Origin of the sequence: Bacillus sp. PPSBB_11, from assembly GCF_038023285.1 — a bacterium.
In the GTDB taxonomy this organism is placed as follows: domain Bacteria; phylum Bacillota; class Bacilli; order Bacillales; family Bacillaceae; genus Bacillus; species Bacillus altitudinis.
Genome location: NZ_CP150633.1, coordinates 2,599,998 through 2,623,789 on the forward strand (window position 1 = coordinate 2,599,998; position 23,792 = coordinate 2,623,789).

30 protein-coding genes, 1 tRNA gene and 2 riboswitches are annotated in these 23,792 nt (G+C 41.6%); of the genes, 19 read left to right on the plus strand and 12 right to left on the minus strand.

All coding sequences use genetic code 11. The features are described 5' to 3' along the window. Nucleotide 1: 1 nt before the first annotated feature. Complete coding sequence (prpE, locus tag V7L95_RS12610) at nt 2-745, minus strand: bis(5'-nucleosyl)-tetraphosphatase PrpE (protein ID WP_277519216.1); 744 nt, start codon at nt 743-745, stop codon at nt 2-4. 159 nt (nt 746-904) lie between these two features. Here prpE and V7L95_RS12615 point away from each other — a divergent pair, with 159 nt between their 5' ends. The 10 genes from V7L95_RS12615 (at nt 905) to V7L95_RS12660 (ending at nt 9,813) form a co-directional block, all read left to right on the plus strand. Beyond that, nucleotides 905-2,752 (plus strand): monovalent cation:proton antiporter family protein, encoded by a 1,848-nt coding sequence (locus tag V7L95_RS12615; protein WP_007498989.1) that lies wholly within the window; start codon nt 905-907, stop codon nt 2,750-2,752. Nucleotides 2,753-2,805: 53 nt separating this feature from the next. Further along, a riboswitch (TPP riboswitch) is annotated at nt 2,806-2,915 on the plus strand. Between the two features lie 78 nt (nt 2,916-2,993). Next, entirely contained in the window at nt 2,994-3,704 is a 711-nt protein-coding gene (gene tenA / locus V7L95_RS12620; protein ID WP_017367022.1) for a thiaminase II, read from the plus strand. Then, nucleotides 3,679-4,296, plus strand: coding sequence for a thiazole tautomerase TenI (tenI, locus tag V7L95_RS12625; RefSeq protein ID WP_340966653.1), 618 nt, complete (start codon nt 3,679-3,681; stop codon nt 4,294-4,296). The genes tenA and tenI overlap by 26 nt, the downstream gene beginning before the upstream one ends. Next, nucleotides 4,280-5,392 (plus strand): glycine oxidase ThiO, encoded by a 1,113-nt coding sequence (thiO, locus tag V7L95_RS12630; RefSeq protein ID WP_340966655.1) that lies wholly within the window; start codon nt 4,280-4,282, stop codon nt 5,390-5,392. The genes tenI and thiO overlap by 17 nt, the downstream gene beginning before the upstream one ends. Next, entirely contained in the window at nt 5,389-5,592 is a 204-nt protein-coding gene (gene thiS, locus V7L95_RS12635; RefSeq protein WP_017367025.1) for a sulfur carrier protein ThiS, read from the plus strand. Before thiO ends, thiS begins: the two co-directional genes overlap by 4 nt. Nucleotides 5,593-5,596: 4 nt before the next feature. Beyond that, the gene (locus tag V7L95_RS12640; RefSeq protein ID WP_048003220.1) at nt 5,597-6,364 is read left to right on the plus strand and encodes a thiazole synthase; all 768 of its coding nucleotides are present in this window, start codon (nt 5,597-5,599) and stop codon (nt 6,362-6,364) included. After that, nucleotides 6,361-7,374, plus strand: coding sequence for a thiazole biosynthesis adenylyltransferase ThiF (locus tag V7L95_RS12645; protein WP_048003221.1), 1,014 nt, complete (start codon nt 6,361-6,363; stop codon nt 7,372-7,374). Before V7L95_RS12640 ends, V7L95_RS12645 begins: the two co-directional genes overlap by 4 nt. A 17-nt stretch (nt 7,375-7,391) precedes the next feature. Then, nucleotides 7,392-8,198, plus strand: a complete 807-nt coding sequence (gene thiD / locus V7L95_RS12650; protein ID WP_025207163.1) for a bifunctional hydroxymethylpyrimidine kinase/phosphomethylpyrimidine kinase — start codon at nt 7,392-7,394, stop codon at nt 8,196-8,198. A gap of 149 nt (nt 8,199-8,347) precedes the next feature. After that, nucleotides 8,348-9,124, plus strand: coding sequence for an enoyl-ACP reductase FabI (gene fabI, locus V7L95_RS12655; protein WP_003211867.1), 777 nt, complete (start codon nt 8,348-8,350; stop codon nt 9,122-9,124). A gap of 113 nt (nt 9,125-9,237) precedes the next feature. Next, entirely contained in the window at nt 9,238-9,813 is a 576-nt protein-coding gene (locus V7L95_RS12660; protein WP_047945549.1) for a CotO family spore coat protein, read from the plus strand. Nucleotides 9,814-9,850: 37 nt separating this feature from the next. Here V7L95_RS12660 and V7L95_RS12665 read toward each other — a convergent pair whose 3' ends face one another. From V7L95_RS12665 to V7L95_RS12685, 5 genes are all read right to left on the minus strand, one after another. Then, nucleotides 9,851-10,294 (minus strand): CotY/CotZ family spore coat protein, encoded by a 444-nt coding sequence (locus tag V7L95_RS12665; protein WP_008348434.1) that lies wholly within the window; start codon nt 10,292-10,294, stop codon nt 9,851-9,853. 212 nt (nt 10,295-10,506) lie between these two features. Next, complete coding sequence (locus V7L95_RS12670; RefSeq protein WP_025207165.1) at nt 10,507-10,998, minus strand: CotY/CotZ family spore coat protein; 492 nt, start codon at nt 10,996-10,998, stop codon at nt 10,507-10,509. A gap of 146 nt (nt 10,999-11,144) precedes the next feature. Next, a complete protein-coding gene (locus V7L95_RS12675; RefSeq protein WP_008355374.1) occupies nt 11,145-11,630 on the minus strand; it encodes a spore coat protein in 486 nt (161 codons plus the stop codon). An 88-nt stretch (nt 11,631-11,718) separates the two neighbouring features. After that, nucleotides 11,719-12,054: a hypothetical protein gene (locus V7L95_RS12680; RefSeq protein WP_008355377.1), complete on the minus strand. Its 336-nt coding sequence runs from the start codon at nt 12,052-12,054 to the stop codon at nt 11,719-11,721. A gap of 44 nt (nt 12,055-12,098) precedes the next feature. After that, the gene (locus tag V7L95_RS12685; protein ID WP_007498962.1) at nt 12,099-12,485 is read right to left on the minus strand and encodes a spore coat protein; all 387 of its coding nucleotides are present in this window, start codon (nt 12,483-12,485) and stop codon (nt 12,099-12,101) included. Between the two features lie 177 nt (nt 12,486-12,662). Between V7L95_RS12685 and V7L95_RS12690 the strand changes: the two genes are divergently transcribed. The 5 genes from V7L95_RS12690 to V7L95_RS12710 all read left to right on the plus strand — a co-directional run bounded on the left by V7L95_RS12690 (nt 12,663) and on the right by V7L95_RS12710 (nt 14,135). Beyond that, entirely contained in the window at nt 12,663-13,013 is a 351-nt protein-coding gene (locus V7L95_RS12690) for a DUF1360 domain-containing protein (RefSeq protein WP_035700339.1), read from the plus strand. A 71-nt stretch (nt 13,014-13,084) separates the two neighbouring features. Beyond that, a complete protein-coding gene (locus V7L95_RS12695) occupies nt 13,085-13,213 on the plus strand; it encodes a hypothetical protein (RefSeq protein WP_008348422.1) in 129 nt (42 codons plus the stop codon). An 84-nt stretch (nt 13,214-13,297) separates the two neighbouring features. Continuing rightward, entirely contained in the window at nt 13,298-13,519 is a 222-nt protein-coding gene (locus V7L95_RS12700) for a hypothetical protein (RefSeq protein ID WP_041507451.1), read from the plus strand. Nucleotides 13,520-13,603: 84 nt separating this feature from the next. Next, nucleotides 13,604-13,741, plus strand: coding sequence for a YjcZ family sporulation protein (locus tag V7L95_RS12705; RefSeq protein WP_008348419.1), 138 nt, complete (start codon nt 13,604-13,606; stop codon nt 13,739-13,741). A 136-nt stretch (nt 13,742-13,877) separates the two neighbouring features. Further along, nucleotides 13,878-14,135, plus strand: a complete 258-nt coding sequence (locus V7L95_RS12710; RefSeq protein WP_008348417.1) for a stage VI sporulation protein F — start codon at nt 13,878-13,880, stop codon at nt 14,133-14,135. Between the two features lie 16 nt (nt 14,136-14,151). On the opposite strand, the gene V7L95_RS12715 is transcribed toward V7L95_RS12710, so the two are convergent. Then, nucleotides 14,152-16,461, minus strand: a complete 2,310-nt coding sequence (locus V7L95_RS12715) for an ATP-dependent helicase (RefSeq protein ID WP_129548232.1) — start codon at nt 16,459-16,461, stop codon at nt 14,152-14,154. 126 nt (nt 16,462-16,587) lie between these two features. Here V7L95_RS12715 and V7L95_RS12720 point away from each other — a divergent pair, with 126 nt between their 5' ends. Continuing rightward, a complete protein-coding gene (locus V7L95_RS12720; protein ID WP_008348414.1) occupies nt 16,588-16,845 on the plus strand; it encodes a hypothetical protein in 258 nt (85 codons plus the stop codon). Between the two features lie 83 nt (nt 16,846-16,928). Here the strand turns inward: V7L95_RS12720 and V7L95_RS12725 are convergent, their stop codons facing one another. Genes V7L95_RS12725 through V7L95_RS12735 form a run of 3 tightly spaced genes read right to left on the minus strand, consistent with a single transcriptional unit; the run spans nt 16,929 to nt 18,678 of the window. Beyond that, a complete protein-coding gene (locus V7L95_RS12725; protein WP_008348412.1) occupies nt 16,929-17,363 on the minus strand; it encodes a GNAT family N-acetyltransferase in 435 nt (144 codons plus the stop codon). 6 nt (nt 17,364-17,369) lie between these two features. Beyond that, nucleotides 17,370-17,885, minus strand: a complete 516-nt coding sequence (locus tag V7L95_RS12730; RefSeq protein WP_340966672.1) for a YjcG family protein — start codon at nt 17,883-17,885, stop codon at nt 17,370-17,372. Between the two features lie 52 nt (nt 17,886-17,937). Then, entirely contained in the window at nt 17,938-18,678 is a 741-nt protein-coding gene (locus V7L95_RS12735) for an esterase family protein (RefSeq protein ID WP_019743058.1), read from the minus strand. A 220-nt stretch (nt 18,679-18,898) separates the two neighbouring features. After that, nucleotides 18,899-19,020: riboswitch (SAM riboswitch) on the plus strand. A 79-nt stretch (nt 19,021-19,099) separates the two neighbouring features. Here V7L95_RS12735 and V7L95_RS12740 point away from each other — a divergent pair. The 3 genes from V7L95_RS12740 to V7L95_RS12750 all read left to right on the plus strand — a co-directional run bounded on the left by V7L95_RS12740 (nt 19,100) and on the right by V7L95_RS12750 (nt 21,594). Beyond that, entirely contained in the window at nt 19,100-20,218 is a 1,119-nt protein-coding gene (locus V7L95_RS12740) for a methionine biosynthesis PLP-dependent protein (RefSeq protein ID WP_017359654.1), read from the plus strand. Continuing rightward, nucleotides 20,215-21,393, plus strand: a complete 1,179-nt coding sequence (metC, locus tag V7L95_RS12745) for a cystathionine beta-lyase (RefSeq protein ID WP_017367031.1) — start codon at nt 20,215-20,217, stop codon at nt 21,391-21,393. Before V7L95_RS12740 ends, metC begins: the two co-directional genes overlap by 4 nt. A gap of 128 nt (nt 21,394-21,521) precedes the next feature. Continuing rightward, nucleotides 21,522-21,594 (plus strand) — tRNA-Val (locus tag V7L95_RS12750). Nucleotides 21,595-21,855: 261 nt separating this feature from the next. Here V7L95_RS12750 and V7L95_RS12755 read toward each other — a convergent pair. Next, nucleotides 21,856-22,800 carry an acetyl-CoA carboxylase carboxyltransferase subunit alpha gene (locus V7L95_RS12755; protein ID WP_340966677.1) on the minus strand — a complete coding sequence of 315 codons (945 nt, stop codon included), beginning with the start codon at nt 22,798-22,800 and terminating at the stop codon, nt 21,856-21,858. A gap of 32 nt (nt 22,801-22,832) precedes the next feature. Continuing rightward, entirely contained in the window at nt 22,833-23,279 is a 447-nt protein-coding gene (locus V7L95_RS12760) for a MarR family transcriptional regulator (protein ID WP_025207171.1), read from the minus strand. Nucleotides 23,280-23,792 lie beyond the last annotated feature (513 nt).

A 23,792-nucleotide genomic window follows, 5' to 3' on the forward strand; every position in this document is an offset into this window, starting at 1 on the left:
TTTATTGCATGAAATGCTGAAATCTTGAATCATCATATGGCATAGATGAAGGAACAGATACGGTCTCAAGCTCTGGATATCTAAGGGCAGAGAGCTTGTGGCCAAAGACGCAGCCTGTATCAATGTTAACCGTTCTACCGATAAATCTTGGTTCTTTTACGGGTGTATGCCCGTACACAATCCATGGTTTTCCGTGATATTCCTTTGCCCAGTCCTTCCTGACAGGTCGACCGTCTGGCCATGTTTCTCCGGTGACTGCTCCAAATAATAGATAAGACCTCATCTGTTTGTTCGGTTTTTTGCCAATATCCTTTTCCTTCATCGCTGCGTGTGCAATGATCAGTTCATTCGGAATCAGTACATCATAAAGCGGTGCCTTTTCAAATAAATGTTTAAATTCACGTGATAAAATGGTTTGTTCATCATGCGGCAGGTTTTTGATTTCATTCACTGTTGTTTCAATGCCATGCAGTAATTTTACGGGATTTCCTTTCAAATAGCGATACAGCTTAAAACAATGGTTACCAGGCACATAGCGGATTGCGCCCTTAGAATAGGCGTGTATGACAAATTGCATGACGGCAACTGATCGAGGGCCGCGGTCTGTTAAATCACCAACAAGGGCCAGTGTTCTCTTATCAGGGTGGACAGGTAGTCCATGTTTGAGTTCGTATCCTAGTTTGTGTATGAGGGTAAGCAGCTCTTCGTAGCAGCCGTGGATATCGCCGATGATATCGAATTTCATAAAGGTTCCTCCTGATTTTTTCATCCATTGATCGGATATAAAGAAGTTTGAATTTTAGAAAATATAACGAATGGCTTTCATTTCATTTGCGCAATTGTTAGAATCAATGCTTTAACGTAAAACTTAAAAATTAAACATGAAGTTAGGAGGCTTTAGCCAATGGAGCATACATCTGTTTCATCACTCGTTGTCGTTATTATTGTAGCCTTTTTCACCCCCATTTTATTGCACCGATTTAAGCTGACCATCCCGGTCGTTGTCGCTGAAATCATCATGGGGCTCATCATTGGAAAAAGCGGTCTTCAACTAGTTGTTGAACACGACGCATGGCTAGATACGTTATCCATGCTAGGTTTTATTTTTCTTATGTTTTTAAGTGGACTTGAAATAGATTTTTCTTCTTTTGAATCAAAGAAGAAAGCGCGAGAACTGCCAAATGGTTTAAAAGAACCGAATACATTTAAAACAGCGACCATTATTTTTGTTGGCGTATTTTGTATGTCCTTTATCCTGTCTTATGCGTTTGTCCTTGCAGGATTTATTCAAAATGCCTTTTTAATGACGCTTATTATTTCCACCATCTCATTGGGTGTGGTAGTTCCTACCTTAAAAGAGGAAAAATTGATGCAGACGAATATTGGTCAAATCATTTTGCTTGTAGCCGTCATTGCTGATTTGGTGACAATGATTTTACTTGCTGTGTTTTCCTCCATTTATGGCGATGGAACAGGGAACATGTGGTTGCTCTTATTATTATTTGCGGCAGGTATTCTTCTTTATTTATTTGGCCGGGTATTTAAGACAAAGTCCATTTTTCAGTCCATGTCAAAAGGAACGGTGCAAATTGGGACAAGAGCCATCTTTACTCTCATTATAGTCTTAGTTGCCTTATCTGAATCACTCGGTGCTGAAAATATTCTTGGGGCTTTTTTAGCAGGTGTGCTTGTGTCTCTTCTTTCGCCTAATAAAGAGCTCGTACAGCAGCTGGACTCGTTTGGCTATGGATTTTTAATTCCGATCTTTTTTGTGATGGTCGGTGTGGACCTGAATATATGGTCACTCTTTAAAGATCCAACCATCATGATCATGATTCCGCTACTGTTTATCGCATTATTGCTTAGTAAACTCGTTCCGATTCTTTATTTAAAAAAATGGTATGACATGAAAAAAGTTATCGGTTCTGGTTTTTTATTAACCTCGACGTTATCCCTAGTTATTGCTGCTGCAACGATTGGTGAGCGGCTTGGTGTCATTGATCATAAAATGTCAGGAGCCCTTATTCTAGTCGCTGTGCTCACGAGTGTTTTAACACCTGTTTGGTTTAAGGCCTTATTTAAACAAGAACGTGAAACCAATCATAAAAAGCGTGTGACGTTTATTGGAGCGAATCAGCTGACGTTACCTGTGACGCTTGATTTGCATCAGGATGAATATGACATCCGTATTTTACACGTCTTTCAGGAAAATAAAGAAGCCTTGCTTGCTGACTCCATCTTTGAAGTTGAAGCGATTGAACAATATGACGATGATACGCTCAGGCAGGCTGGCATCGGGCAAGAGGATGTGCTCGTTGTAGCTACAGGCAGTGAAACGAAAAATAAGGAAATTGCTTTATTTGCAAAAGAAGAAGGGTCTAAACAAGTCATTGCAAGTGTTAACAAAGCGGAAGCCGAGCTAACTTTAAAGGAAGCAGGGATCGATACCTTTTCTAACTTCTTATCATCTAAAACGGTGCTGAGGGCATTGATTGAAGCACCTGATGCGATTCGCTTGTTAACAAATGAGGATTCTTCTTTGTATCAAATTCAAATGAACAATCATCGGTATCATAATGTCATGCTGAGGGAGTTTCCTTTTACCGGCGATTTGGTGTTTGTCCGTATTTTTAGAGGAATTGACAGCTTAGTACCGCATGGGGATACGACGCTTAGAAGCGGTGACCGCGTGCTTGTGTCTGGCTCCCGGGAGTATGTGGCAGGACTTAGAGCCCAATTAGAGTTGCAATGAACCCTTGACCGATGAACAAATCCTGATTAAGATAGAGGTACAACAATATATGTTTGATCCACTAGGGGAGTCCTTTAAAAGGGCTGAGATAAAAGTGTAGACTTTTAGACCCTCATTACCTGAACAGGTTCATACCTGCGTAGGGAAGTGGTGCGGTGTTTGACTATGCTTTTTACAAATTCCAAACCACTTTCCACGCGGAAAGTGGTTTTTTTATATGGAAAAACAGGAGGAGAGGAACATGACATTTTCGAACGAATGTAAAGAAGCAGCAGCTAGATGGTGGAATGGGAGCTTTACACACCCTTTTGTGAAAGGGATTGGTGATGGCACACTTTCACTCGATCGTTTCACTTATTATGTGATGCAGGATTCGTACTATTTAACTCATTTTGCAAAAGTACAATCGTATGGAGCCGCCATTAGTGAGGACTTACATACGACAGGCAGAATGGCATATCATGCGCAGGGTACGTATGAAGCAGAGCTATCACTGCATAGAAAGTTCACAGAACTGCTCCAGATCTCTGATGAAGCGCTGGCAAACTTTAAACCTTCTCCAACTGCGTATGCATATACCTCGCATATGTACCGATCTGTGAAAAGCGGTCGTTTTGAAGAAATTTTAGCCGCATTATTGCCGTGCTACTGGCTTTATTATGAGGTAGGAGAAAAACTGAAACAAACAACACCTGATCATCCGATTTATCAAGAATGGATTTTGACATATGGCGGAGATTGGTTTAAAGAGCTTGTTTTTGAACAGGTGAACCGTTTTGATGAACTTGCAGAAAAAGCGCCAGAACATGTGCGGGCTAATATGAAAGAAAATTTCGTGATTTCGAGCTATTACGAATACCATTTCTGGGAGATGGCGTATGAAAAAGAAATGTGGCAGACAGCATGCTTAGATGGGGTTGGTGCAAATGGAACTCCATGCAGTGACAAATGATACGCTTCCTGTCAGGGAGCTCATCAAGCAAATAAAAGACATTGCGTCTGAAGTAGACTTTATTCATATTCGTGAACGATCGAAGGCAGCAGGTGAGCTGGTTCACCTCGTGAAACAACTCCTAGCAGAAGGTGTTCCGAAAGAAAAGCTGATTATCAATGACCGAGTTGACGTTGCGCTGCTGACCAATATTCACCGGGTTCATCTTCCAGGACACAGCTTTTCGCCAAAGGAATTAAGACAAAAATTTCCTCATCTCCATGCGGGGGTATCGGTTCATTCGATAGAAGAAGCCAAAGTAGCAGAGAAGAACGGGGCAGAGTATGTCATGTTTGGGCATGTGTATGATACCGCATGCAAACCCGGACTACAGGCGAGAGGCATAAAGATTGTGGAAAACATGACTTCTACGCTGTCCATTCCAGTCGTTGTCATTGGTGGAATCACACCAGAACGACTGCCAGAATTGATGCATGTTGATTTAAAGGGAATAGCCGTCATGTCGGGAATTTTTGCTCATCCTCAGCCGCGCAAAATGGCGCAAACATTTTCTAAAAAGCGAAAGGAGAATCCTTATGAACAAGCATTATGATGTTGCAATCATTGGTGGTGGAATCATAGGGATGTCGATCGCTTATCACCTTGCAAAAGTAGGAAAGCAGATTGTCTTATTTGAGGCAAATGAGATCGGGAAGCAAACGACGAGTGCGGCTGCTGGCATGCTGGGTGCACATGCTGAAGGAGAAGGTGATGAAGATACTTTCTTTCAAGTAGGCAGACAAAGTCAGGCTTTATATGAAAAATTAACGGTCGACCTTCAGCATGAATCGGGCATTGATATTCGGACATCAGTGGGCGGGATTATGAAGGTGGCTTTTACAGAACAAGAAAAGCGAGCTCTTTGCCGGATGCAGCATTTGCCCACATTTGAATGGCTTGAAGCAAGCAGCGTAAAAGAACGTATGCCTCAAATTGCAGATGACATCTTAGGAGCAGGATTGATAGAAGATGATGTACATGTCGAGCCATATGCGGTATGCAGGGCTTTTTGGCAGGCGGCTGTTCGGCACGGAGCGGATGTGAAGGAGTTTACCCCTGTTATCGATGTGAAGAGGGGAAAAGAAACATTGACAGTCAGTACAGCTAAAGGCATCTTCACATGTGATCATCTGACTGTAGCAAGTGGTGTATGGTCGGGCCGTTTTTTAGAAGAACTGGGGTTATCACATTCTCTCTATCCAGTAAAAGGAGAATGCGTGTCTGTTTGGAATAACGGTCCAGCGCTTGCACACACCATCTATCATGATCATTGTTATATCGTTCAAAGGGATAGCGGTAAGCTAGTGATTGGCGCAACGATGAAACCGAATGACTGGCAGGCCGTTCCGACACTTGGCGGTATTGAAGCAGTTATTCACAAAGCATCTCAGCTCATGCCATCTATTCGAGAGATGCCGATTGATCAATGCTGGGCAGGTCTTCGGCCAGCGACAAGCGACCGGCACCCCTATATCGGAAAACATCCAGAAGACGAGCGTATTCTTTTTGCAACGGGACATTACCGAAATGGCATTTTACTTGCGCCAATTACGGGGGAAATCATTCGCGGCTTAATAGCGGGCGAGTCTGTTCACAAGGAATGGCTTCATGCGTTTCGTATTGGGCGAAAGGAGGCATTGTTCGTATGAAAATTCAATTGAATGGAAGAATGGTTGATTTCGATAAGGAAAATGGCACGATTTTTGATCTGCTATCAGCCTATCAACTTGAAAACCGAGTGGTGATCGTTGAAAAAAATCAAGAAATTATAGATAAAGAAGCCTTTCAACAGGTAAAAATTCAACCAAATGACACGATTGAAATCGTTCACTTTGTAGGAGGAGGATGACACCATGCTGCGCATTGGCGGAAAAACATTTACATCAAGACTATTACTAGGGACAGGAAAGTATCCATCATTTGAAGTTCAAAAAGAGGCGGTCAACGTATCAGAAGCTGAAATTTTGACCTTTGCTGTGCGAAGAATGAACATATTTGAACCATCACAGCCCAATTTTTTAGAGCAGCTTGATTTATCAGCCTATACATTGCTGCCAAATACTGCCGGGGCAAGTACAGCGGAAGAAGCGGTGCGGATTGCCCGTTTAGCGAAAGCTTCTGGACTGTGTGACATGATCAAAGTAGAAGTCATTGGCTGTTCAAGGTCTCTTCTGCCAGATCCAGTCGAAACGTTAAAAGCATCTGAAATGCTATTAGAAGAAGGCTTTATCGTGTTGCCATATACGTCAGATGATGTGGTGCTGGCAAGAAAATTAGAAGAACTTGGTGTTCATGCCATTATGCCAGGTGCTTCTCCAATCGGTTCAGGTCAAGGGCTTTTAAACCCTCTGAATCTATCGTTTATTATCGAACAGGCAAAGGTGCCAGTTATTATTGATGCGGGTGTAGGTTCGCCGAAGGATGCTGCTTTTGCGATGGAATTGGGCGCTGATGCTGTATTACTGAATACAGCCGTGTCTGGCGCAAAGGACCCTGTGAAAATGGCTAAAGCGATGAAGCTGGCGATTGAATCTGGAAGACTCGGTTTCGAGGCAGGCCGTATTCCACTCAAAAACTATGGAACAGCCAGCAGTCCGCAAGAAGGAATGCCAGCATTTTGAGCACACGTTATTCACGCCAAGAGCTTTTTAGGCCGATCGGTACAGAAGGACAAAAACGGCTAAATGCCTCAAATGCCGTCATTATTGGGGCTGGGGCACTTGGAACAGCGAGTGCTGAAATGCTCGTCCGTGCCGGCGTAGGATCTGTCACCATTTTGGATAGAGATTATATTGAATGGAGCAACCTGCAGCGTCAGCAGCTTTACACAGAGCAAGATGTTCTTGATCGGCTGCCAAAGGCTGTGGCTGCTGAGAAAAGACTCAAGCAGGTGAACAGTGACGTTCACGTGAGAGGAATCGTCATTGACGTGACCGCTCAAAATATTGATGAGTACGTCAGCGGGGCATCCATCATCGTGGATGCAGCGGATAATTTTGAGGTGAGAATGATTGCGAACGATGCGGCCGTCAAACATCAAATTCCGTTCCTTTATGGGGCCTGTGTAGCAAGCTATGGTATTCAATTCACAGTGATTCCTGGTGAAACACCATGTTTACACTGCCTACTTGAGCATTTACCTGCACAAGGCATGACATGTGATACAGCAGGAATTATTAGTCCAGTTGTGCAGCAGGTTGCGGCCTATCAAGTGGCGGATGCACTGAAGCTTTTAACAGGACACCAAATCACGCCGGTATTAAGATCGTTTGATTTATGGACAAACGAGCGATCTGATATTCGATCCGTTACGTCTTTAAAAAAGAAAAAATGTCCAAGCTGCGGTCTTAAGACATATCCATTTCTCTCATATGATCAAAGAGCAAAAGCAGATGTATTATGTGGACGAAATACCGTACAAATTCGCAGTGCACTAGGGGCACCCCCAGCGCTGCATGAAGTAGCCCGTCAGCTAAAGAAAGCAGGAATGGATGTGTTGGAAAATCCTTATTTGCTTTCGTGTCAGAAGGATGAGTACAAGCTTGTTTTATTCAAAGATGGCAGAGCGCTTGTCCATGGGACAAATGATATTGCGAAAGCGAGAACGATTTATCATCAATGGATTGGCTAATGAGAGGGTGAGATGACATGACGATTAAAAAAGCATTAACCATCGCAGGTACTGATTCTGGCGGTGGAGCAGGTATTCAAGCAGACTTGAAAACCTTTCAGGAGCTTGGTGTGTACGGAATGTCCGCCATTACGGCCATTACAGCGCAAAACACACTTGGCGTTCACGGTATTTATCCTCTGTCTATCGAGGCACTCGAAAGTCAAATTGATGCAGTAGCAGAAGACTTGTTGCCAGATGCCGCTAAAACAGGGATGCTGTGGAGTGCTGAAATGATCAGTGTCGTTGCTGAAAAAACGAAGCAATATGACTTGAAACTAATTGTCGATCCAGTCATGATTGCCAAAGGGGGCGCCTCTTTATTAAATGAAGATGCGGTCTCTGCTATGAAAACACAGTTACTGCCTGTCAGTTATGCAGTCACACCGAATCTCCCTGAGGCAGAAGTGCTGACAGGCATGCGCATTCAGACAAAAGAAGATCGCCATAGAGCAGCAGAACGACTTTATGAGCTTGGCACGTGCTATGTTGTGATCAAAGGAGGTCATAGTCCTTCAGGCGGCCTCATTACAGACCTTTTGTACGATGGAAAAAGCTTTTTTGAACTCAGTAATGAACATATTGATACACCACATACACACGGAACAGGCTGTACATTTGCAGCGGCATTAACGGCAGAAATAGCAAAAGGTCGTTCCATGAAGGAAGCCTTTGAAACGGCAGAAACCTTTGTCCATGAGGCGATCAAATTTCCTCTGAATATTGGCGCTGGGCACGGACCGACTAACCACTTTGCTTATCAGCAAAACAGAGTCAAAGCATAAAAAGAAGACTGTCTTCACTTGTGAGGACGGTCTTTTTTCTGAAATAAAAACTTTCTTTCAACGGAAATTGTCAATATCTCATGATATGTGATAAGATTATGATCAGGTACTAATACTATGTCTTGAAAAAATAGGAGGCTTTAATACATATGAACTTTTCTTTAGAAGGCCGTAATATTGTGGTGATGGGTGTTGCCAATAAACGAAGCATCGCTTGGGGGATCGCTCGTTCACTTCACGAAGCAGGAGCTCGTTTGATTTTTACTTATGTTGGAGATCGTCTTGCAGAATCAGTAAAAGAACTAGCAAGCACGCTAGAGCGTGATGATTCCATTATTCTTCCTTGTGATGTGACAAGTGATGAAGAAATCGAAAAATGTTTTGCAACGATTAAAGAAAAAGTACAAGTCATCCATGGTGTTGCACATGCGATTGCATTTGCGAACAAAGAAGAGCTTGTCGGTGAATATTTGAACACGAACCGTGAAGGTTTCCTTTTAGCGCACAACATTAGTGCCTATTCACTAACAGCTGTAGCAAAAGCAGCACGTCCGCTCATGACAGAAGGCGGAAGCATTGTCACACTTACTTACCTAGGCGGAGAGCGCGTTGTCTCTAACTACAATGTCATGGGTGTAGCAAAAGCAGCCCTTGAAGCAAGTGTGAAATACTTAGCAGCTGATCTTGGAGCGGAAGGCATCCGTGTGAACAGCATTTCTGCTGGTCCAATTCGTACGTTATCTGCAAAAGGAATCAGCGGCTTTAATACGATCCTGAAGGATATTGAAGAGCGTGCACCGCTTCGCCGTACAACGACTCCTGAAGAAGTTGGCGATACAGCACTATTCTTATTCAGTGATTTATCCCGCGGCATGACAGGTGAGAATCTTCATGTTGATTCTGGCTTCCATATCATTGCCCGCTAAACGAATAATTGATTTGCAGCATACCAATCACTGGTATGCTGTTTTTTATTTTTCTTCTGATTTGGGGTGTCCTCTCATATATATAAGGAATGAATCATTCGGGAGGGATTAGTATGTCAAATAAAGGTGATGAGAATCAAAAGCCGCTTATGTATATTGTTCAGCCGAGCTATGATGAATCAGCGCCGGCCATGCAAAATATTGTGAGAAAGCGCAAGAAGTCAGAAAAACCTTCAGAAACCAAAAAAAGCGCCAAAGAGGATGCAATCGAAGAGAGCGTGCAAGAACCTGTATCACAGGAAGTAAAGCAGAAAAAAGAAGAGCCGCCTGCGCTACAGCAAGAGCGGGAGATCAATCAAGAAAAAGATAATTCACAAAATCGAGAGCCAGTACAAGAACAAGAAAAACAGCCAGAAGGCGTATTTCATGAAACAAAAGAAGAACCAAGAAGAAAACGAGTGAAGAAGCCGTTAAGCCAAATGAATATCGAGGAGAAAGTCGATTTTCTTACAAGTCTGCCGCATAATATGCCGAGAGCGCTTTGCCTCATTGAAGCCGATGGAAAAACATATAGAGGGATCATCATGGAGAGAAAAGACAATATGGTGGTCATCCGCACGGCAGGCGGCGGTAATCCAGTGGAATTAGCAATTGGTGATATTTCTTCTATTCATCCACTTGGTTTTTAATGAACATAAAAAAAGTCCCATAATGGGACTTTTTTTGTTAGCAGCTACGGTTGATGAGTCTTGGATTTAAGCACTCGATTGCGCAGAAGCAGTCAAGGTCTACTTCAATGCAATACTTTGATTTTTCTAAACGGAACACATCACATACGGAATCTTTATCTGTAAAATCTAAAATATGACGATCTTTGTCAAATGCAATAAGCAAGCTGAGTGTTGCGCAGTGATCAGAGATGTGTTCGACTCTGAAAAATGCAGTGCTGAAGCAAGGGCCAGCATCTACTTCTCCGACGTTTCCGAATGCGACGAATGGTTTTGATTTTGAGGTAAATAGAACAAACGGGACAGTGTCACCTAATGAATGTGATGGAGAAAGGAGATTGCTGTAACAGCTGGTCGGGCAATCCTCTTCGACGGCATTTTGTAAGTCGTTTATGTTTTCAACAGCCTCTGCTACACAGTTCCATGAATGTTTGCGGCTCATATTCAACCCTCCTATACAAGGAAATTTGTTTGAGTGTTTGAGCACTGTCATCATCATCTATAAGCTTTATTACGTGTCTCGCCGGTTGATGCATCTAATGTCAATCAATGCGGAAGCGGCCGCCTTTTGCTGACTGCTCCGCATGATTGGTTGTCATTCGTGAGGAAGGGGATGCTTTGACTTATGACAAGTTAGATGAGCGGGCGATTGGTTTAGCCGTGGTGATGATGCTTTTTATCTTTTGCCGGCATGACTCTGTCGACAAGTTCTGGATTTAAACATTGGATCGCGCAGAAACAGTTCAAATCAACTTCGATACAAAAGTCCGCTTTTTCTAAACCAAAGAAGTCAGGATCGCAAGGGTGACAAACGCTTAGCGTATGTCCGTGTACATCAACAGGTCTTAATACAGATAATGTGGCACAGCAGTCATGCAATTTTTCAACCCGGAAGAAAATGGATTCGAAGCATTGGCAATCGTCAACAAATCCTCCAATGTTTCCGAAAGTAGAGAACAATCCGCCCTTTTTATCAAAAAGTAAAAACGGAATCGTATCTTTTCCAGAAACTGTCGGGCTTAATAAATTACTGTAGCAGCTCGTAGGACATTTATCTTCTACAGCTTCCTGCTCTGCTAAAATCTTATCAACCGCATCGCATACACAGTTTTCATCATGTCGGCCATGGTGTTTTCCGCAGCTCATGGATTTCAGCTCCTTTAACAAGGTATTTGACTTTAGTCCTTAACAACATATGTATGCGCCCTCTAGTTGGTGTGGGTAAATGACTATTTATCTTTGTTGTATTTTTAGAAAAGGAAAAGCAGAGCTTTTCGCTCTGCTTTTGTACATTAGAGGATACCAATTGCAACGATCGTCGCAACAAGTGTCTGTGTAAGCGTTTGGATGGCAATAGAGATGTCTGCATCGATTGTAGAGACTGTAACGTTTCTAGAGTTTTCGATAACAAGTTTCTGGCGATTTGTTTGTTTGTGGCTAGCTGCTTGTAAGAGATCTTGCGTGACGCGGTCAGCTAGGTCACCATCAGCGATTGAGATGTTTGTAATGGTGATGATCGCTGTTTGAACAGCTGCTTGGATAGATGCTGCAACCTGTGCATCAACAGAAGAGACGTTAATGTCACAAGAATCTCTAACGATAATGACTTCCTCAGATGTCTGCTTTGTCACACTCACTTGATCAAAGTCTTGTAAAACATCTTCATCATCATAATAGTTGCCGTCACAGACTGCTTTTCTTTCGTAGTTATGATGGTAATCGCCGTGGTGTGTACAGTTACGATCTAGAGCGACCCAAGAGTATGGTTTAGAATCCATTTCTTTTCCTCCTTCCGTTTACTTTATTAAATGCTGGAATGATTGGTTTTGTCTCGGGCATTTATCCTAGCAGGCAACCCATTTTTATTTAATCGTTATTTTGCTGCGCTTGACGGCGCTGCTGGATACGATCTCGAAGTGAATTTCGTTTAGGGCGCACTTGTGGTTCAGGCTCGACCTCTTCTGCATGTTTTGCTGCCTCTGCCTGACGCTTTTTCTCCTGCTGCTGCTGTACGAAATCATCTGCTTTCTTTTGTAAATCCTGAACCAGCTTCAAAATCATCCTTCTTTGATCTTCTGAAAGGTTTGCTTTCTGATCATCTGTGACATTATTTTTGTTTAAAATATCACTCACAAGAAGGCTTGTTAATGGATCAACATCAGTGTTGATTTGAAACTCCTTTTTTTCGTTCTCTTCAGCCACGATTATTTCACCTCTTTCATACATGATGTTAGAAAAAGAAAGGGTCAAAGAATGCCGGCTTCAACTAAAAGTACATTCAGTGTTTGAGTGAGAATTTGTACGGAGTTCATAATGGATGCATCAGATAATGTAATCGTGACGTTATAACAATTGATGATTTGAATCACTGTTTTCTTTTGAACTGTCACTTGTTGTGCAGCTAAAAGCTGTTCTGTGATGTCTGCAGCCAATTCATCATCTGGTACAAGAATTTGAATTAAAAGAGTAATGATTGTCGTTACGGTCGCTTGAAGGGAGAGTGCGGCTGTTACATCTGTTTTATGAATCGTGACATTTTCGGAATCCTTGATCTCGATGAAATCATCATAATTGCTGATTAATTCGTTTAACAGTTGTGTGTATAATAAATCAGCACTTTCTTCAATAGACAATACTTTCACTCCTTTCTTATCTATACATTATTTAATGCAGCAGAGGCTCAAGGTGGAATCGGAAAGCATGAAAAAGTACAACCCAATTTTATTTCCACTCGATTCATCATGGCGGTCTTTCTTTTTGCATATATAAAGAAAGGACGGAAAAAGAAGAATGAAGGAGGTGGAGGTTCCATGAGCGGCGCTTTGTCATTTGCTATATTTGCCCTCGCATCCTTTAGGCTGACGAGATTGATCGTGTTTGATACGATTACAGCCCCCTTTCGCCGTCTATTTCATGAAGAGCAAGAAGAGGTAAACGAACAAGGTGAAGTCGAGACCTATATCGTCATTAAGGGGAAGGGACTGCGATCTTGGATAGGAGAGCTGTTAAGTTGTTATTGGTGTACGGGTATGTGGTGCACTGCTGCTTTACTACTGATATACATATTTTTTCCTGTCATCAGCATGTGGCTTAATTTACTATTAGCGATTGCCGCCGCAGCAGGCTTGATTGAAGCAGTCGTGTCGAAGCTTGTGAAATAAACAGGCATTCTGATCAGACACGCTTAAAGAAAATGCATATACTAACATGGAATAGGAAAGGAAGGGTTGCGATGAAACCAACTGAAACACCGTCACATATGCTTCAAGGGTATCCAGCGCAGTCAAATCAACAATCTGTATATACGAAGAAAATCAAGAAGACGGGCTGCGGCTGCGGGAAGAAAAAGAAACCTCAATAGGGAAAAACAAAAGCCGGATTTATCCGGTTTTTTTGTTGCCCTTTTTTTGGGTGATGCATATGTAAGAGAGAAGGGGTGACCAGAATGGATGCATTCGAACAATTAATCGGTTCCTTGTTCACTAAACCCCATGATGGGAAAGAGCAAGCGCACGAAAAAGCTGAAATGGATCTAGCGAATAAAGCGAAGGATCTTGAAGAGCACTTAAAAGTATTTGGCGAGAAAATGGATACTTTTGCGAAAGAAACAGAAGCATTCATGATCCGTCATGGAGAGGCAGATTACGTCTTTAAACAGCAGAAATAAAAATTCCGCACTTTTTTATGTGATCGTCCAAACCATTTCATGTATTTTTCATATTTTGTAAGGGAGAAGAGGAGGTGCTTAAATATGAGTTGTTACGGTTACGGTGGCGGTTATTGCGGAGGTTATGGCGGCGGCTACGGCGGCGGTTATGGTTCAACTTTTGTTCTTGTCGTCGTGCTTTTCATTCTTCTAATCATCGTTGGTGCTTCTTTCTTTAACTAAACAGTAAGAAGGTGAGGGAAGCAATAGGGAAGCCTTTTGCTTTCCTTTCTCTTTGCTAACAAGGCAGCAGGATAGGCACATATCTCGCCTATTTTCATATAGTAAGGTGATTACTCCACAAAGAGGAGGCAAAGGAATGGATAATAAGTTCTTTAAAAGTGTGGAAAATAAAACAGGTGTAAATATGAATGATGTCTTTAAGCTTGCAGGTTCTTTGCAAAACGCGAACTTTAAAGATGAGAATACCGTTCGAGGTGTCATTAAAAAAGTGGCGCAGCTTGCAAACAAACGTGTACCTAAAGAAATGGAAGACAAAATCGTTCAATCGATTACAAGTGGAAAAGAAAAGCTTGATTTTAATACAATCGCTAAAATGATGAACAACAAAAAATAAACAACAGGCTCTCCATTTAAAGGGGGGCCTGTTGTTTTTGTGTGAATAATTCACGATTTTTCTTTAAAAGAGGGTACAAAAAGCGGGAGCGGTGAGCCGTTTTTCCTCTTCTATATGATGGAACGGATAGATAAAGGGATTGTTCTGCTCTCGTCATGGCAACGTATAATAAGCGCCGCTCCTCTTCGATGGCTTCTTCATCACCGCTTCTCAGCTCATCAAGTGCAAAGTCATGAGGGAGCGCCCCATCAACCACGCTCGTGATGTACACTGTTTGGAATTCTAGTCCCTTCGCACGGTGGATCGTCATGAGCTGAACGCCTGGTTCATCTGATTTTTCCTTTTCAGCAGATTTCATATGTTCGGCATGAGCGAGGAAGGCTTCAATCGTTTCAAAACGTTTCGCCGCTGTTTTCACATCTCGTACATCATCTGTTCCTTTTTCAAGCACATTCGTATCATTCACGCGTTTTTTTAAATAATCACCAAGTCCCATCCTTTGTTCAATAAACGCTACAGCTTCAGATGGCTTTAACGATTTTAACGTTCGAAACAGGGGAACGATCGATTGTAGTTTTTTGCGCTGAAACGGCTGAATGTCTGTTAGCTTTCCAAGTGCCTCTACCATAGAACAATCTTCCGTAATGGTCAGTGCCTTCATGGTATTCAGTGTTTGCTGCTTTAAAAAGAAAACGGGCAGCAGCAGCTTCATTGCGGCGACATCATCTGCATCCTGACTTAGCGAAAGAAAAGCGAGCAGCACCCGAACAATTCTTCTGCTATAAAAGGCTTTTACGCCAGCATCGGTTTGATACGGAATCGCCGATTGATGAAGACGTTCATAAATCGCACGGCCTCCTGTATTCGTTCTAAACAGCACGCAAAAGTCATTCGGTTTTGCACCGTTTTTAATTTTCTCCTGAATATCTGCTACGATCATGGTCGCTTCCTCTTCCTCGTCATATGGATAAAAAAGAGTCGGCGGAATTTTCTCCACGCGAACGGCTTTTAACGTTTTCTCGTAACGATGCTGGTTCTTCTTAATAATGGCGTCTGCACTTGCGACAATCGTATGATGAGAGCGGTAATTTGCATGTAAATGGACGATCTCGGCCGAAGGATAGTCCTGTTTGAAGTCAAGAATAAAAGCAGGATTGCTTCCTCTAAATGCATAGATGGCTTGATCATCATCGCCTACACAAAATAGCTGCTCGGATTCTCCAGCTAAAAGCTGGATTAATTGATATTGTACGGGATTAATATCTTGAAATTCATCTACTAAAATATACTTGAATCGTTCTTGATATTGTTTGAGCAATTCAGGCTGCTTAGTCAGCATGTGTAAGCAGGCAATCGCCATGTCATCAAAGTCAAATTGTTGATTTTCACGCTTTTGCTGTTCGTATGACTGATAGATTGTCCACATTTGCTTTTCTTTTTCATCTTTCAGCTCAGGAAGTTCGTCTGGCAAAAAAGCATTTTTCCAATAGCCGATTGATTGCAGCACTTGATCGGTTGGATAGTCTTTTTCATCAAGTCCTTCATTCATGATCGCTTTGCGAATATACTGCTCTTTTTGCCAGTCGAATTTAATCAAATGCTGTCCGTTCCATTTGCCCCGATCATCGTGAAGCAGCATTTTATAAAATAGACTGTGGAATGTGCCTGTCACAACTTGGCTCGCCTGTGAAGGATGAAGCTGATACTGCATACGTAGTCTTTCTTTCATTTCACTGCTTGCTTTTGTGGTGAAGGTCACGAGCAGGATATGGTGAGCAGGGATTTGATGGTGCGACATCAGATAAGCAGCTCTTGCTGTCAGTACCCTTGTTTTCCCGCTGCCGGCGCCAGCCAGCACAAGCATCGGACCGTCTTTGTGTGTGACAGCTTGGAGCTGCGGTGCGCTAAAGGTGATGTGTGGAAAGAGGTCAATGGTATGCACTTCTTCATTCTTTTCTAAATGAAAGGTTTCGCCAAATTGAATGGATCGTGGTTCCTGCCAGTCATCCGATTCTTCTGTTTGTGAGATGATCTGTTTGCCGGTTGGAAAGCGAAAGCCGCCAAGTTCTTTGTAGGATGCCTCTTCCTCTCGTTCAGCCGGTTTCTTTTCCTCTTGTTGTTCTCTTTTTTCGCAAATCTCTTGCTGAGATATTTGCTTATGGATAAAGGCAGGTTCTTCATGTATATTTAATCTGAAAAAGACGGGTTGTCCGCAATATGGGCAAGATAAATGCCCTTTTTTGCCCTCATCATGGAGGAATTGATAGTGTTCTCTCGAATATGTATGTAATGAGATCGTTCGATCATGTCGTCGTGCGCATTTCAAAGCTAGTCCTCCAATAGTCAATCAATCTTAAAAAGAAACACATCTAATCATATCAAATGAGGCGTGTTTCAAACAGTCATAATTAGGGAATAGTAGAGTAGAAGAGAAGCAAAGGAGGCGTTCTTGATGGGATATATAGCCCCGATTCAGCCGGATCTGTATTTTCAATATATCAATCGTCCTGCTCCTCAGGATAAAGAAGACTATGCGAAAGTGACGAAGGTCACCCGCACCTTTCATGACAAGGTATACAGAGAGCTGGAGAAAAAAGAGGACTTAGTGACAGAAGCGGAAACGAAAGTACAGCAAAAAAAGCGGGAACGCTTTGTACGAGATATGTTTATGGAAGAAGGTAAGGGCGTTCATATCAATACTTACGTCTAAATGACTGCGCTTTCTTCCTGAGCGAACGAGATGGAATCAATAAAAAGCCAGAGCATCCATGATGCCCTGGCTTTTTATTGTCGTTAAACGGATAGTGTTTTTGTCATTTTGACATGTGTAATCCCTGCTTCTTCAAACGGTTCTGAAACGGCTTTGTAGCCTTTCTTTTCGTAGAAAGGAAGAGCTTGTACTTGTGCATGCATGACAGCTTCTTTCGCTCCGTTTGCCATCGCTTCAGACTCAAGTGCTTCTAAAAGCTGGTGGCCAAGACCGAAAGAGCGCGCCTCTTTTAATACACAAATTCGTTCAAGCTTTGCCTTATGACCTTCAATTATGCGCAGTCTAGCAGCAGCTTGTGGTTTGTTGTCATCATTATAAATGACAAAGTGAATGGCTTCGTCCTCAAGTTCATCAATTTCGATCTCTAACGGGACTTCTTGTTCTTTTACGAAAACTTCTTTTCGAACATAATAAGCATCTTCTCGTTGTGTTTGTTCTTTTACGATGACTGTATTCAAATGTCTTTAACCCTCTTCTCCTAAGATAAATGTTTCATAAACGGTCCAAGAACCGTTCTCTAATTGATATAAAAGGTGGAAGCGGTCAACCGTTTCCTCGTGGTCAATTTTTCTCAGCTTCAATGTGCCTAGAACGTCTGAATGCTCATCGTCTGATAACTTTTGAGCCACTGTCACATGCGGAACAAATGCATATTCAGGTGTACCAGCAAGCGGATCAGTGTACAACTTCTCATTGAGAGTCATTAATTCTTCGTTCGGTTCTACTTTCATATAAATCACGTTGTTTACAGGAGCGAATGAACTGAATTTTTTAATACGTAACGTAATAGGAGTAGCATTTTTTGCGTACTCTCGCAAGGTGGAGACGACCTCAGCTGCTTCTAGATCCGTTAATTCAAAAGGTGTTCTTAATGTTAAATGAGGTGGTATGAGTGCATAGTTCGGATCATAACGTTTCCGATAAGAGTTCGCAATGTCTTGCAATTTTTTTGATGGAAATAAAACAACTCCGTATTTCATCATGTTCCCTCCTGATTAAGAAAGTATTTATTATTTTTTATTATAACAAAATTCAGTTGATTAACGAATATGGGAGCATTCTTTTTAACGAAGGTGAAATGAGCGGCTGCCAAAACGTCCATTTATGATCGCCTTCGAATGTCTCAAATAAATAATCCGCACCGGACTTCTCCAAAAGGACCTTTAATTCTTCGTTCGGCTGAATAAAGTCAAGCACTTGCCCATCTGTCGTTTTCACAGCTGTTTCTTCTAACCCGATTTGATGGATAATGGCATAATGAGCAAGGGATGATGACTGTTTGACTGCTTGCAGAACCGACTCATCCACGTAAGGAGACTGCAAAATCAATCCGCCAAATAACGAAGGATAATCAATGGCTGTCATAAGTGAGATCGTAGCACCTAATGAATCACCAATAAATGTACGACCTGATCCAACTTGATACGTTGGGTAGTGTTCATCAATATACGGAACTAGTTCATTTGCCAAAAAGCGTTTATACGCCTCGAACTTTGGTCCGTCTGGATGATACGTATTTCGCCTTTCAGTCACATTTTCATATGGGACACCAATGATAATCGAGCGTTCCATTTCTTTGTTTTGCATTAATTCTTCCGCCTGTCTGCCTATTTTACCTAGACGGAAATAATCATGACCATCCTGTGCAATGATGACATGATATGTATAAAGGGGGGAGTAATTGACTGGCAAATAAATCAAAATGGTCATATCTGCCCCAAGTTCTTTTGACTGTAAGGTTTCTTCTTGAATGATGCCTGTTTTCTTCACCATAATCCATTCCTCCAGCTAACCAAATTCATCATAAGTGAAACGTTTCCATTCATTGTAACACGAAAAACAGCGTTGTTCCTATATGCTAACATGCAATCAAATTGGCTGACATCCAATCTGCTGCAAAATACAGAAAATTTTAATTAATCGTTACATTTCCCCTTGAAAAATGAGGTTTAATGCGTTACAGTATTAAGAATTAGAACAGACAGACAACACATTCTTATCGTGAGAGGTGGAGGGACTGGCCCTTTGAAACCTCAGCAACCGGTATGCATCACTTCATGTGATGTACCAAGGTGCTAAATCCAGCAAGCAGCTTTTTTGCTTGGAAGATAAGAGGAAGCGATTAAACCCCTTCTTCTTATGAAGAAGGGGTTTTTCTGTTTTGAAATTAGATTTTTACTTAGGATGGTGTCAAATGACAGAACATGTGGAAACGAAGTTAGCGCAAATTGGAAACCGCAGCGAAGAGGCGACTGGAACTGTCAGTCCTCCCGTTTATCTTTCAACAGCTTACAGACATAGAGGCATTGGGGAATCAACAGGATTTGATTATATTCGGACGAAAAACCCAACAAGGCAGCTTGTAGAAGATGCGATTGCTTCACTCGAAGAAGGAACGGCCGGTTTTGCCTTCAGTTCGGGAATGGCTGCCATCCAAACGATCATGGCGCTGTTTGAGAGCGGGGATGAACTCATTGTTTCATCAGATTTATATGGCGGTACATACCGTCTATTTGAAAACGAATGGAAAAAGTACGGACTGCGCTTTGTTTATGATGATTTTTCAGATGAAGACTGTTTACGCTCTAAAATGACGCCAAATACAAAAGCCGTCTTTATTGAAACGCCAACAAACCCACTCATGCAGGAAGCGGATATTCAAAAGGTTGCGAAAATCGCAAAAGAACACGGTGCATTGGTCATTGTGGATAACACCTTTTATACGCCCGTCTTGCAAAAACCGATTACACTCGGAGCGGACATTGTCATTCATAGTGCCACCAAATATTTAGGCGGACATAACGATGTTCTTGCCGGACTTGTCGTCACAAAAGGAGAGAAGCTATCGGAAGACATGTTCCAGCATCAAAACGCCATTGGGGCGGTTTTATCTCCATTTGACTCATGGCTTTTAATGAGAGGAATGAAAACATTGGCGCTGAGAATGCGTCAGCACGAAGCAAATGCGAAGGAATTAGCTGACTTTCTAAAGCAGCAGCCTGAAATTCAAGATGTGCTTTACCCAGGAAAGGGAGGCATGCTGTCATTCCGAGTAGCCAAAGAGGACTGGGTCAATCCATTTTTGAAGCAGCTGAAAACGATTTGTTTTGCTGAAAGCCTTGGCGGAGTCGAAAGCTTCATTACGTATCCTGCAACGCAAACGCACATGGATATTCCAGAAGAGATTCGCATCGCAAACGGTGTGTGTAATAAGCTTCTCCGTTTCTCTGTTGGGATTGAGCATGTGGAGGACCTAAAAGCAGACTTAAAACAGGCACTATCAAATGTGAAAGAGGAGGTACACACGAAATGACCACACATGATTGGACACTAGAAACACAACTCGTTCATAATGCGTTTAAAACAGACCGTTCCACAGGTGCAGTCAGTGTGCCGATTCAACATGCATCGACGTTTCACCAAAGCAGCTTCGATGACTTTGGTCAATATGACTACTCCCGATCAGGCACCCCTACACGTCAGGCATTAGAGGATACCATTGCAGCGCTAGAAGGAGGAACGAGAGGGCTTGCCTTTGCGTCAGGTATGGCAGCCATTTCAACCGCTTTTCTTCTATTATCAAAAGGAGATCATGTCCTTGTCACAAGAGATGTGTACGGCGGGACTTTCCGAATGATCACCCAAGTTCTTTCAAGATTTGGGATTGAGCATACCTTTGTGGACATGACCAATTTGAATGAAGTGAAACAAGGCATTCAATCAAATACAAAAGTCATTTACATGGAAACACCGTCAAATCCTACACTCGGTATTACAGATATTGAAGGTGTCGTACAGATTGCGAAAGAACATGACTGTCTGACTTTCTTAGATAATACGTTTTTAACGCCTGCGCTTCAGCGTCCGCTGGACCTAGGTGTTGACGTTGTGCTGCACAGCGCAACGAAATTTTTAAGCGGCCACAGTGATGTACTGTCAGGCTTAGCCGTGGTGAAAGATGAGAAGCTAGGAGACGAACTTTATTCGCTGCAAAACTCCTTCGGGGCGGTACTTGGCGTACAGGATTGCTGGCTTGTGCTGAGAGGATTAAAGACCCTTCAAGTCAGATTAGAAAAAGCCAGTCAAACCGCATTAGAACTGGCTTCATTCCTCAAAGAACATCCTGCGGTCAAAAAAGTATATTACCCGGGATTAGATGATCACCCAGGGGCAGACATTCAGCGGAAACAGGCGAGCGGTGCAGGTGCTGTTCTTTCATTTGAACTAGAAAACCAAGCGGCTGTCAAAGAATTGGTCGATGGCGTCACATTACCTGTATTCGCCGTCAGCCTCGGAGCAGTCGAATCCATTCTTTCCTATCCGGCCAAAATGTCCCATGCCGCTATGCCAAAAGAAGAAAGAGAAAAAAGAGGCATTACGGATGGTTTACTTCGATTAAGTGTGGGCGTAGAAAACGGAGAAGATCTCAAAAGGGACTTCAAACAAGCACTAGATCAACTAAAGCCCGTCCTTGTGAACCAATCATAAAAGTTAGTGAAAAGCCGGTGCAGATACCGGCTTTTTGCCTTTTTTGAACAAAACCATTGACGACTGATCATGATGGTTATATAATAGAGACTGTCAGTAACAGAAAGCCCAGAACTGATACATAACCCGATTCCGTAGCTCAGCTGGGAGAGCGCTACCTTGACAGGGTAGAGGTCGCTGGTTCGAGCCCAGTCGGAATCATCGTTTAAACCCTTGCCTAGCAAGGGTTTTTTGTTTTTTTGACAACGAATTTTTGTTCTGTTTCTTTTGATTGGGGACGAATTGGGGACGAACTTTATACACCAGATTGTTTCTCAGTATTTTTAGAATCAAAAAATCCCTTTTCCATACCGATCACACACTTTTAATAGTATCAGCATATCGAGTTTAAGAGGGTACTTACAAAATATTTAGAACTTTTTAGTAAGAATCCTCAGAAATGTAATAAGGTTTTAAGTATTTTCATTTATAATTCTCTATTTGTCTATACTTTTCATATCGCTGTTGTATAAGCTCTTCTGAGGATAATGGTATCAATTTTTTTAGAGATGATTCGATGACAGATTCAATCATTTTTGCCTGTGATTTTATATCATTTTGTGCTCCACCTTTTATTTCAGGGATGATTTCATCAATAATTCCTAAATGCTTTAAATCTTTTGCTGAAATTTTCATATGTTCAGCAGCTTCTGGAGCATACTTAGCGTCCTTCCATAGGATAGATGCTGCTCCTTCTGGCGAAATGACTGAGTACCATGAATACTCTAACATATGGATATGGTTACCGACACTAATGCCAAGAGCTCCACCACTTGATGCCTCTCCAATTACAATACAAACAATTGGCACTTTAAGTGTAGCCATTTCCAATAGATTTCGAGCTATCGCTTCAGAAATTCCACGTTCTTCAGACCCTTTTCCTGGATAGGCGCCTATTGTATCAATAAATGTAATAATAGGGCGATTAAATTTATCAGCTTGTTTCATCAGTCTTAGCGCTTTTCTATATCCTTCTGGATGAGCCATTCCAAAATTTCTTTCTATATTTTCCTTTGTACTTCTACCTCTTTGATGACCAATAACCGTAACGGGCATTCCTTTAAATTTTGCAATACCACCTATCATTGCTTGATCATCACCATATAATCGATCACCATGAAGTTCAAAAAAGTTTGTAAACAATAAAGGTATATAATCCAATGTCGTGGGCCGGTTACGTAGCCTTGCAATTTGAACTCGTTGAAAAGGTGTAAGATTAGAATAAATTTCATCTTGCATTTTATTTAAACGTTTTTCTAATAAATGAATTTCTGACGATAAATCTACATTATGTTCTTTCATCATTTTCTTTAATTCATCAAATTTCTCTTTTAGTTCAATAATAGGACGTTCAAAATCCAAACTCATTTTATCCTCCAAAGGTTATGATTTACCTCACTCTAATCAAAAGACTTAGAAATAGAATCAATAAATAATTCAAAACCATCCACAACTATTTTTTGTTCTGATTCTGATAAATTATTAAGGATACGTTGATAAAATGTAAGGGATTGTTCTCTTAAGCGATTCACAGTAATGTGCCCTTTTTCTGTGAGGTGCAGAAAAAGTTCTCTTCTGTTTTCTTCATTTACTTCACGATAAACAAGTCCCTTTTTTACTAACTTATCTACCAATCTACTTACAGTTGAAGTCTCTAATCTAAGTTTATTGGATAGTTGCCAAACAGTTAATTTTTCCATCTCTAGTTCCTCTAACGCCATCATTTGAGAGGTTGGTAGAGGTTTTTCAAATGGTCCATTGGGCAAATTTTGAGATTCAAAAACCCCAGTTATTATAATCATTTTCTTAATATCTGATCTTAGTTTTAAGGCATCTTCTCTTTTCAAAAAGGTCACCCTCCTAAAATTCATGTATGATACATCAATTGTATTATACATCAATGTGGTTTTTTCACAAGCTTAACATAAGCCAATATGACAACATGGACGAGATATTTCTTCTTGTTAAATGTGTCTAATTTGTGAAAATAACAATTTCCACAAACTAAAATATATGGAAGTTCAGTCTATAGTAGGTAACATAATACTCATTGTTATGGCGGGTATCTAGTCTCGTAAAAGTGACAAGACTAATCATTTTGAATGAATAGAAGGAGGTTTCATGATTATTGCCATAACTGATGTTACATACGGTAGTAAAGTTAGAGAGCCACAAGGTGCTCTGCGTTACTACTATACACATGCCTTAGAAAATCGAAAATTCTAAGGAAGAGCTTCTCATCCAAATGGACTTTACAGATAAGCTCTCTAAAAAAAATTACACGGAGGTAATAGGAAATGAGAATTAACCACAATATCGCAGCACTTAACACATTAAACCGTTTGTCTGCAAACAACGGT

Excerpts from the sequence above, each read along its gene's own strand:
- tenI (WP_340966653.1), top strand. The coding sequence starts at position 3,679 with ATGGAACTCCATGCAGTGACAAATGATACGCTTCCTGTCAGGGAGCTC.
- V7L95_RS12720 (WP_008348414.1), top strand. The coding sequence starts at position 16,588 with ATGGGATATATAGCCCCGATTCAGCCGGATCTGTATTTTCAATATATC.
- V7L95_RS12660 (WP_047945549.1), top strand. The coding sequence starts at position 9,238 with ATGTCAAATAAAGGTGATGAGAATCAAAAGCCGCTTATGTATATTGTT.
- fabI (WP_003211867.1), top strand. The coding sequence starts at position 8,348 with ATGAACTTTTCTTTAGAAGGCCGTAATATTGTGGTGATGGGTGTTGCC.
- thiS (WP_017367025.1), top strand. The coding sequence starts at position 5,389 with ATGAAAATTCAATTGAATGGAAGAATGGTTGATTTCGATAAGGAAAAT.
- V7L95_RS12675 (WP_008355374.1), bottom strand. The coding sequence starts at position 11,630 with ATGGATTCTAAACCATACTCTTGGGTCGCTCTAGATCGTAACTGTACA.
- V7L95_RS12740 (WP_017359654.1), top strand. The coding sequence starts at position 19,100 with ATGACAGAACATGTGGAAACGAAGTTAGCGCAAATTGGAAACCGCAGC.
- V7L95_RS12755 (WP_340966677.1), bottom strand. The coding sequence starts at position 22,800 with ATGAGTTTGGATTTTGAACGTCCTATTATTGAACTAAAAGAGAAATTT.
- V7L95_RS12665 (WP_008348434.1), bottom strand. The coding sequence starts at position 10,294 with ATGAGCCGCAAACATTCATGGAACTGTGTAGCAGAGGCTGTTGAAAAC.
- V7L95_RS12640 (WP_048003220.1), top strand. The coding sequence starts at position 5,597 with ATGCTGCGCATTGGCGGAAAAACATTTACATCAAGACTATTACTAGGG.
- metC (WP_017367031.1), top strand. The coding sequence starts at position 20,215 with ATGACCACACATGATTGGACACTAGAAACACAACTCGTTCATAATGCG.
- V7L95_RS12735 (WP_019743058.1), bottom strand. The coding sequence starts at position 18,678 with ATGGTGAAGAAAACAGGCATCATTCAAGAAGAAACCTTACAGTCAAAA.
- V7L95_RS12710 (WP_008348417.1), top strand. The coding sequence starts at position 13,878 with ATGGATAATAAGTTCTTTAAAAGTGTGGAAAATAAAACAGGTGTAAAT.
- V7L95_RS12695 (WP_008348422.1), top strand. The coding sequence starts at position 13,085 with ATGAAACCAACTGAAACACCGTCACATATGCTTCAAGGGTATCCAGCG.
- tenA (WP_017367022.1), top strand. The coding sequence starts at position 2,994 with ATGACATTTTCGAACGAATGTAAAGAAGCAGCAGCTAGATGGTGGAAT.
- V7L95_RS12700 (WP_041507451.1), top strand. The coding sequence starts at position 13,298 with ATGGATGCATTCGAACAATTAATCGGTTCCTTGTTCACTAAACCCCAT.
- thiO (WP_340966655.1), top strand. The coding sequence starts at position 4,280 with ATGAACAAGCATTATGATGTTGCAATCATTGGTGGTGGAATCATAGGG.
- thiD (WP_025207163.1), top strand. The coding sequence starts at position 7,392 with ATGACGATTAAAAAAGCATTAACCATCGCAGGTACTGATTCTGGCGGT.
- V7L95_RS12670 (WP_025207165.1), bottom strand. The coding sequence starts at position 10,998 with ATGAGCTGCGGAAAACACCATGGCCGACATGATGAAAACTGTGTATGC.
- V7L95_RS12615 (WP_007498989.1), top strand. The coding sequence starts at position 905 with ATGGAGCATACATCTGTTTCATCACTCGTTGTCGTTATTATTGTAGCC.
- V7L95_RS12690 (WP_035700339.1), top strand. The coding sequence starts at position 12,663 with ATGAGCGGCGCTTTGTCATTTGCTATATTTGCCCTCGCATCCTTTAGG.
- V7L95_RS12730 (WP_340966672.1), bottom strand. The coding sequence starts at position 17,885 with ATGAAATACGGAGTTGTTTTATTTCCATCAAAAAAATTGCAAGACATT.
- V7L95_RS12705 (WP_008348419.1), top strand. The coding sequence starts at position 13,604 with ATGAGTTGTTACGGTTACGGTGGCGGTTATTGCGGAGGTTATGGCGGC.
- prpE (WP_277519216.1), bottom strand. The coding sequence starts at position 745 with ATGAAATTCGATATCATCGGCGATATCCACGGCTGCTACGAAGAGCTG.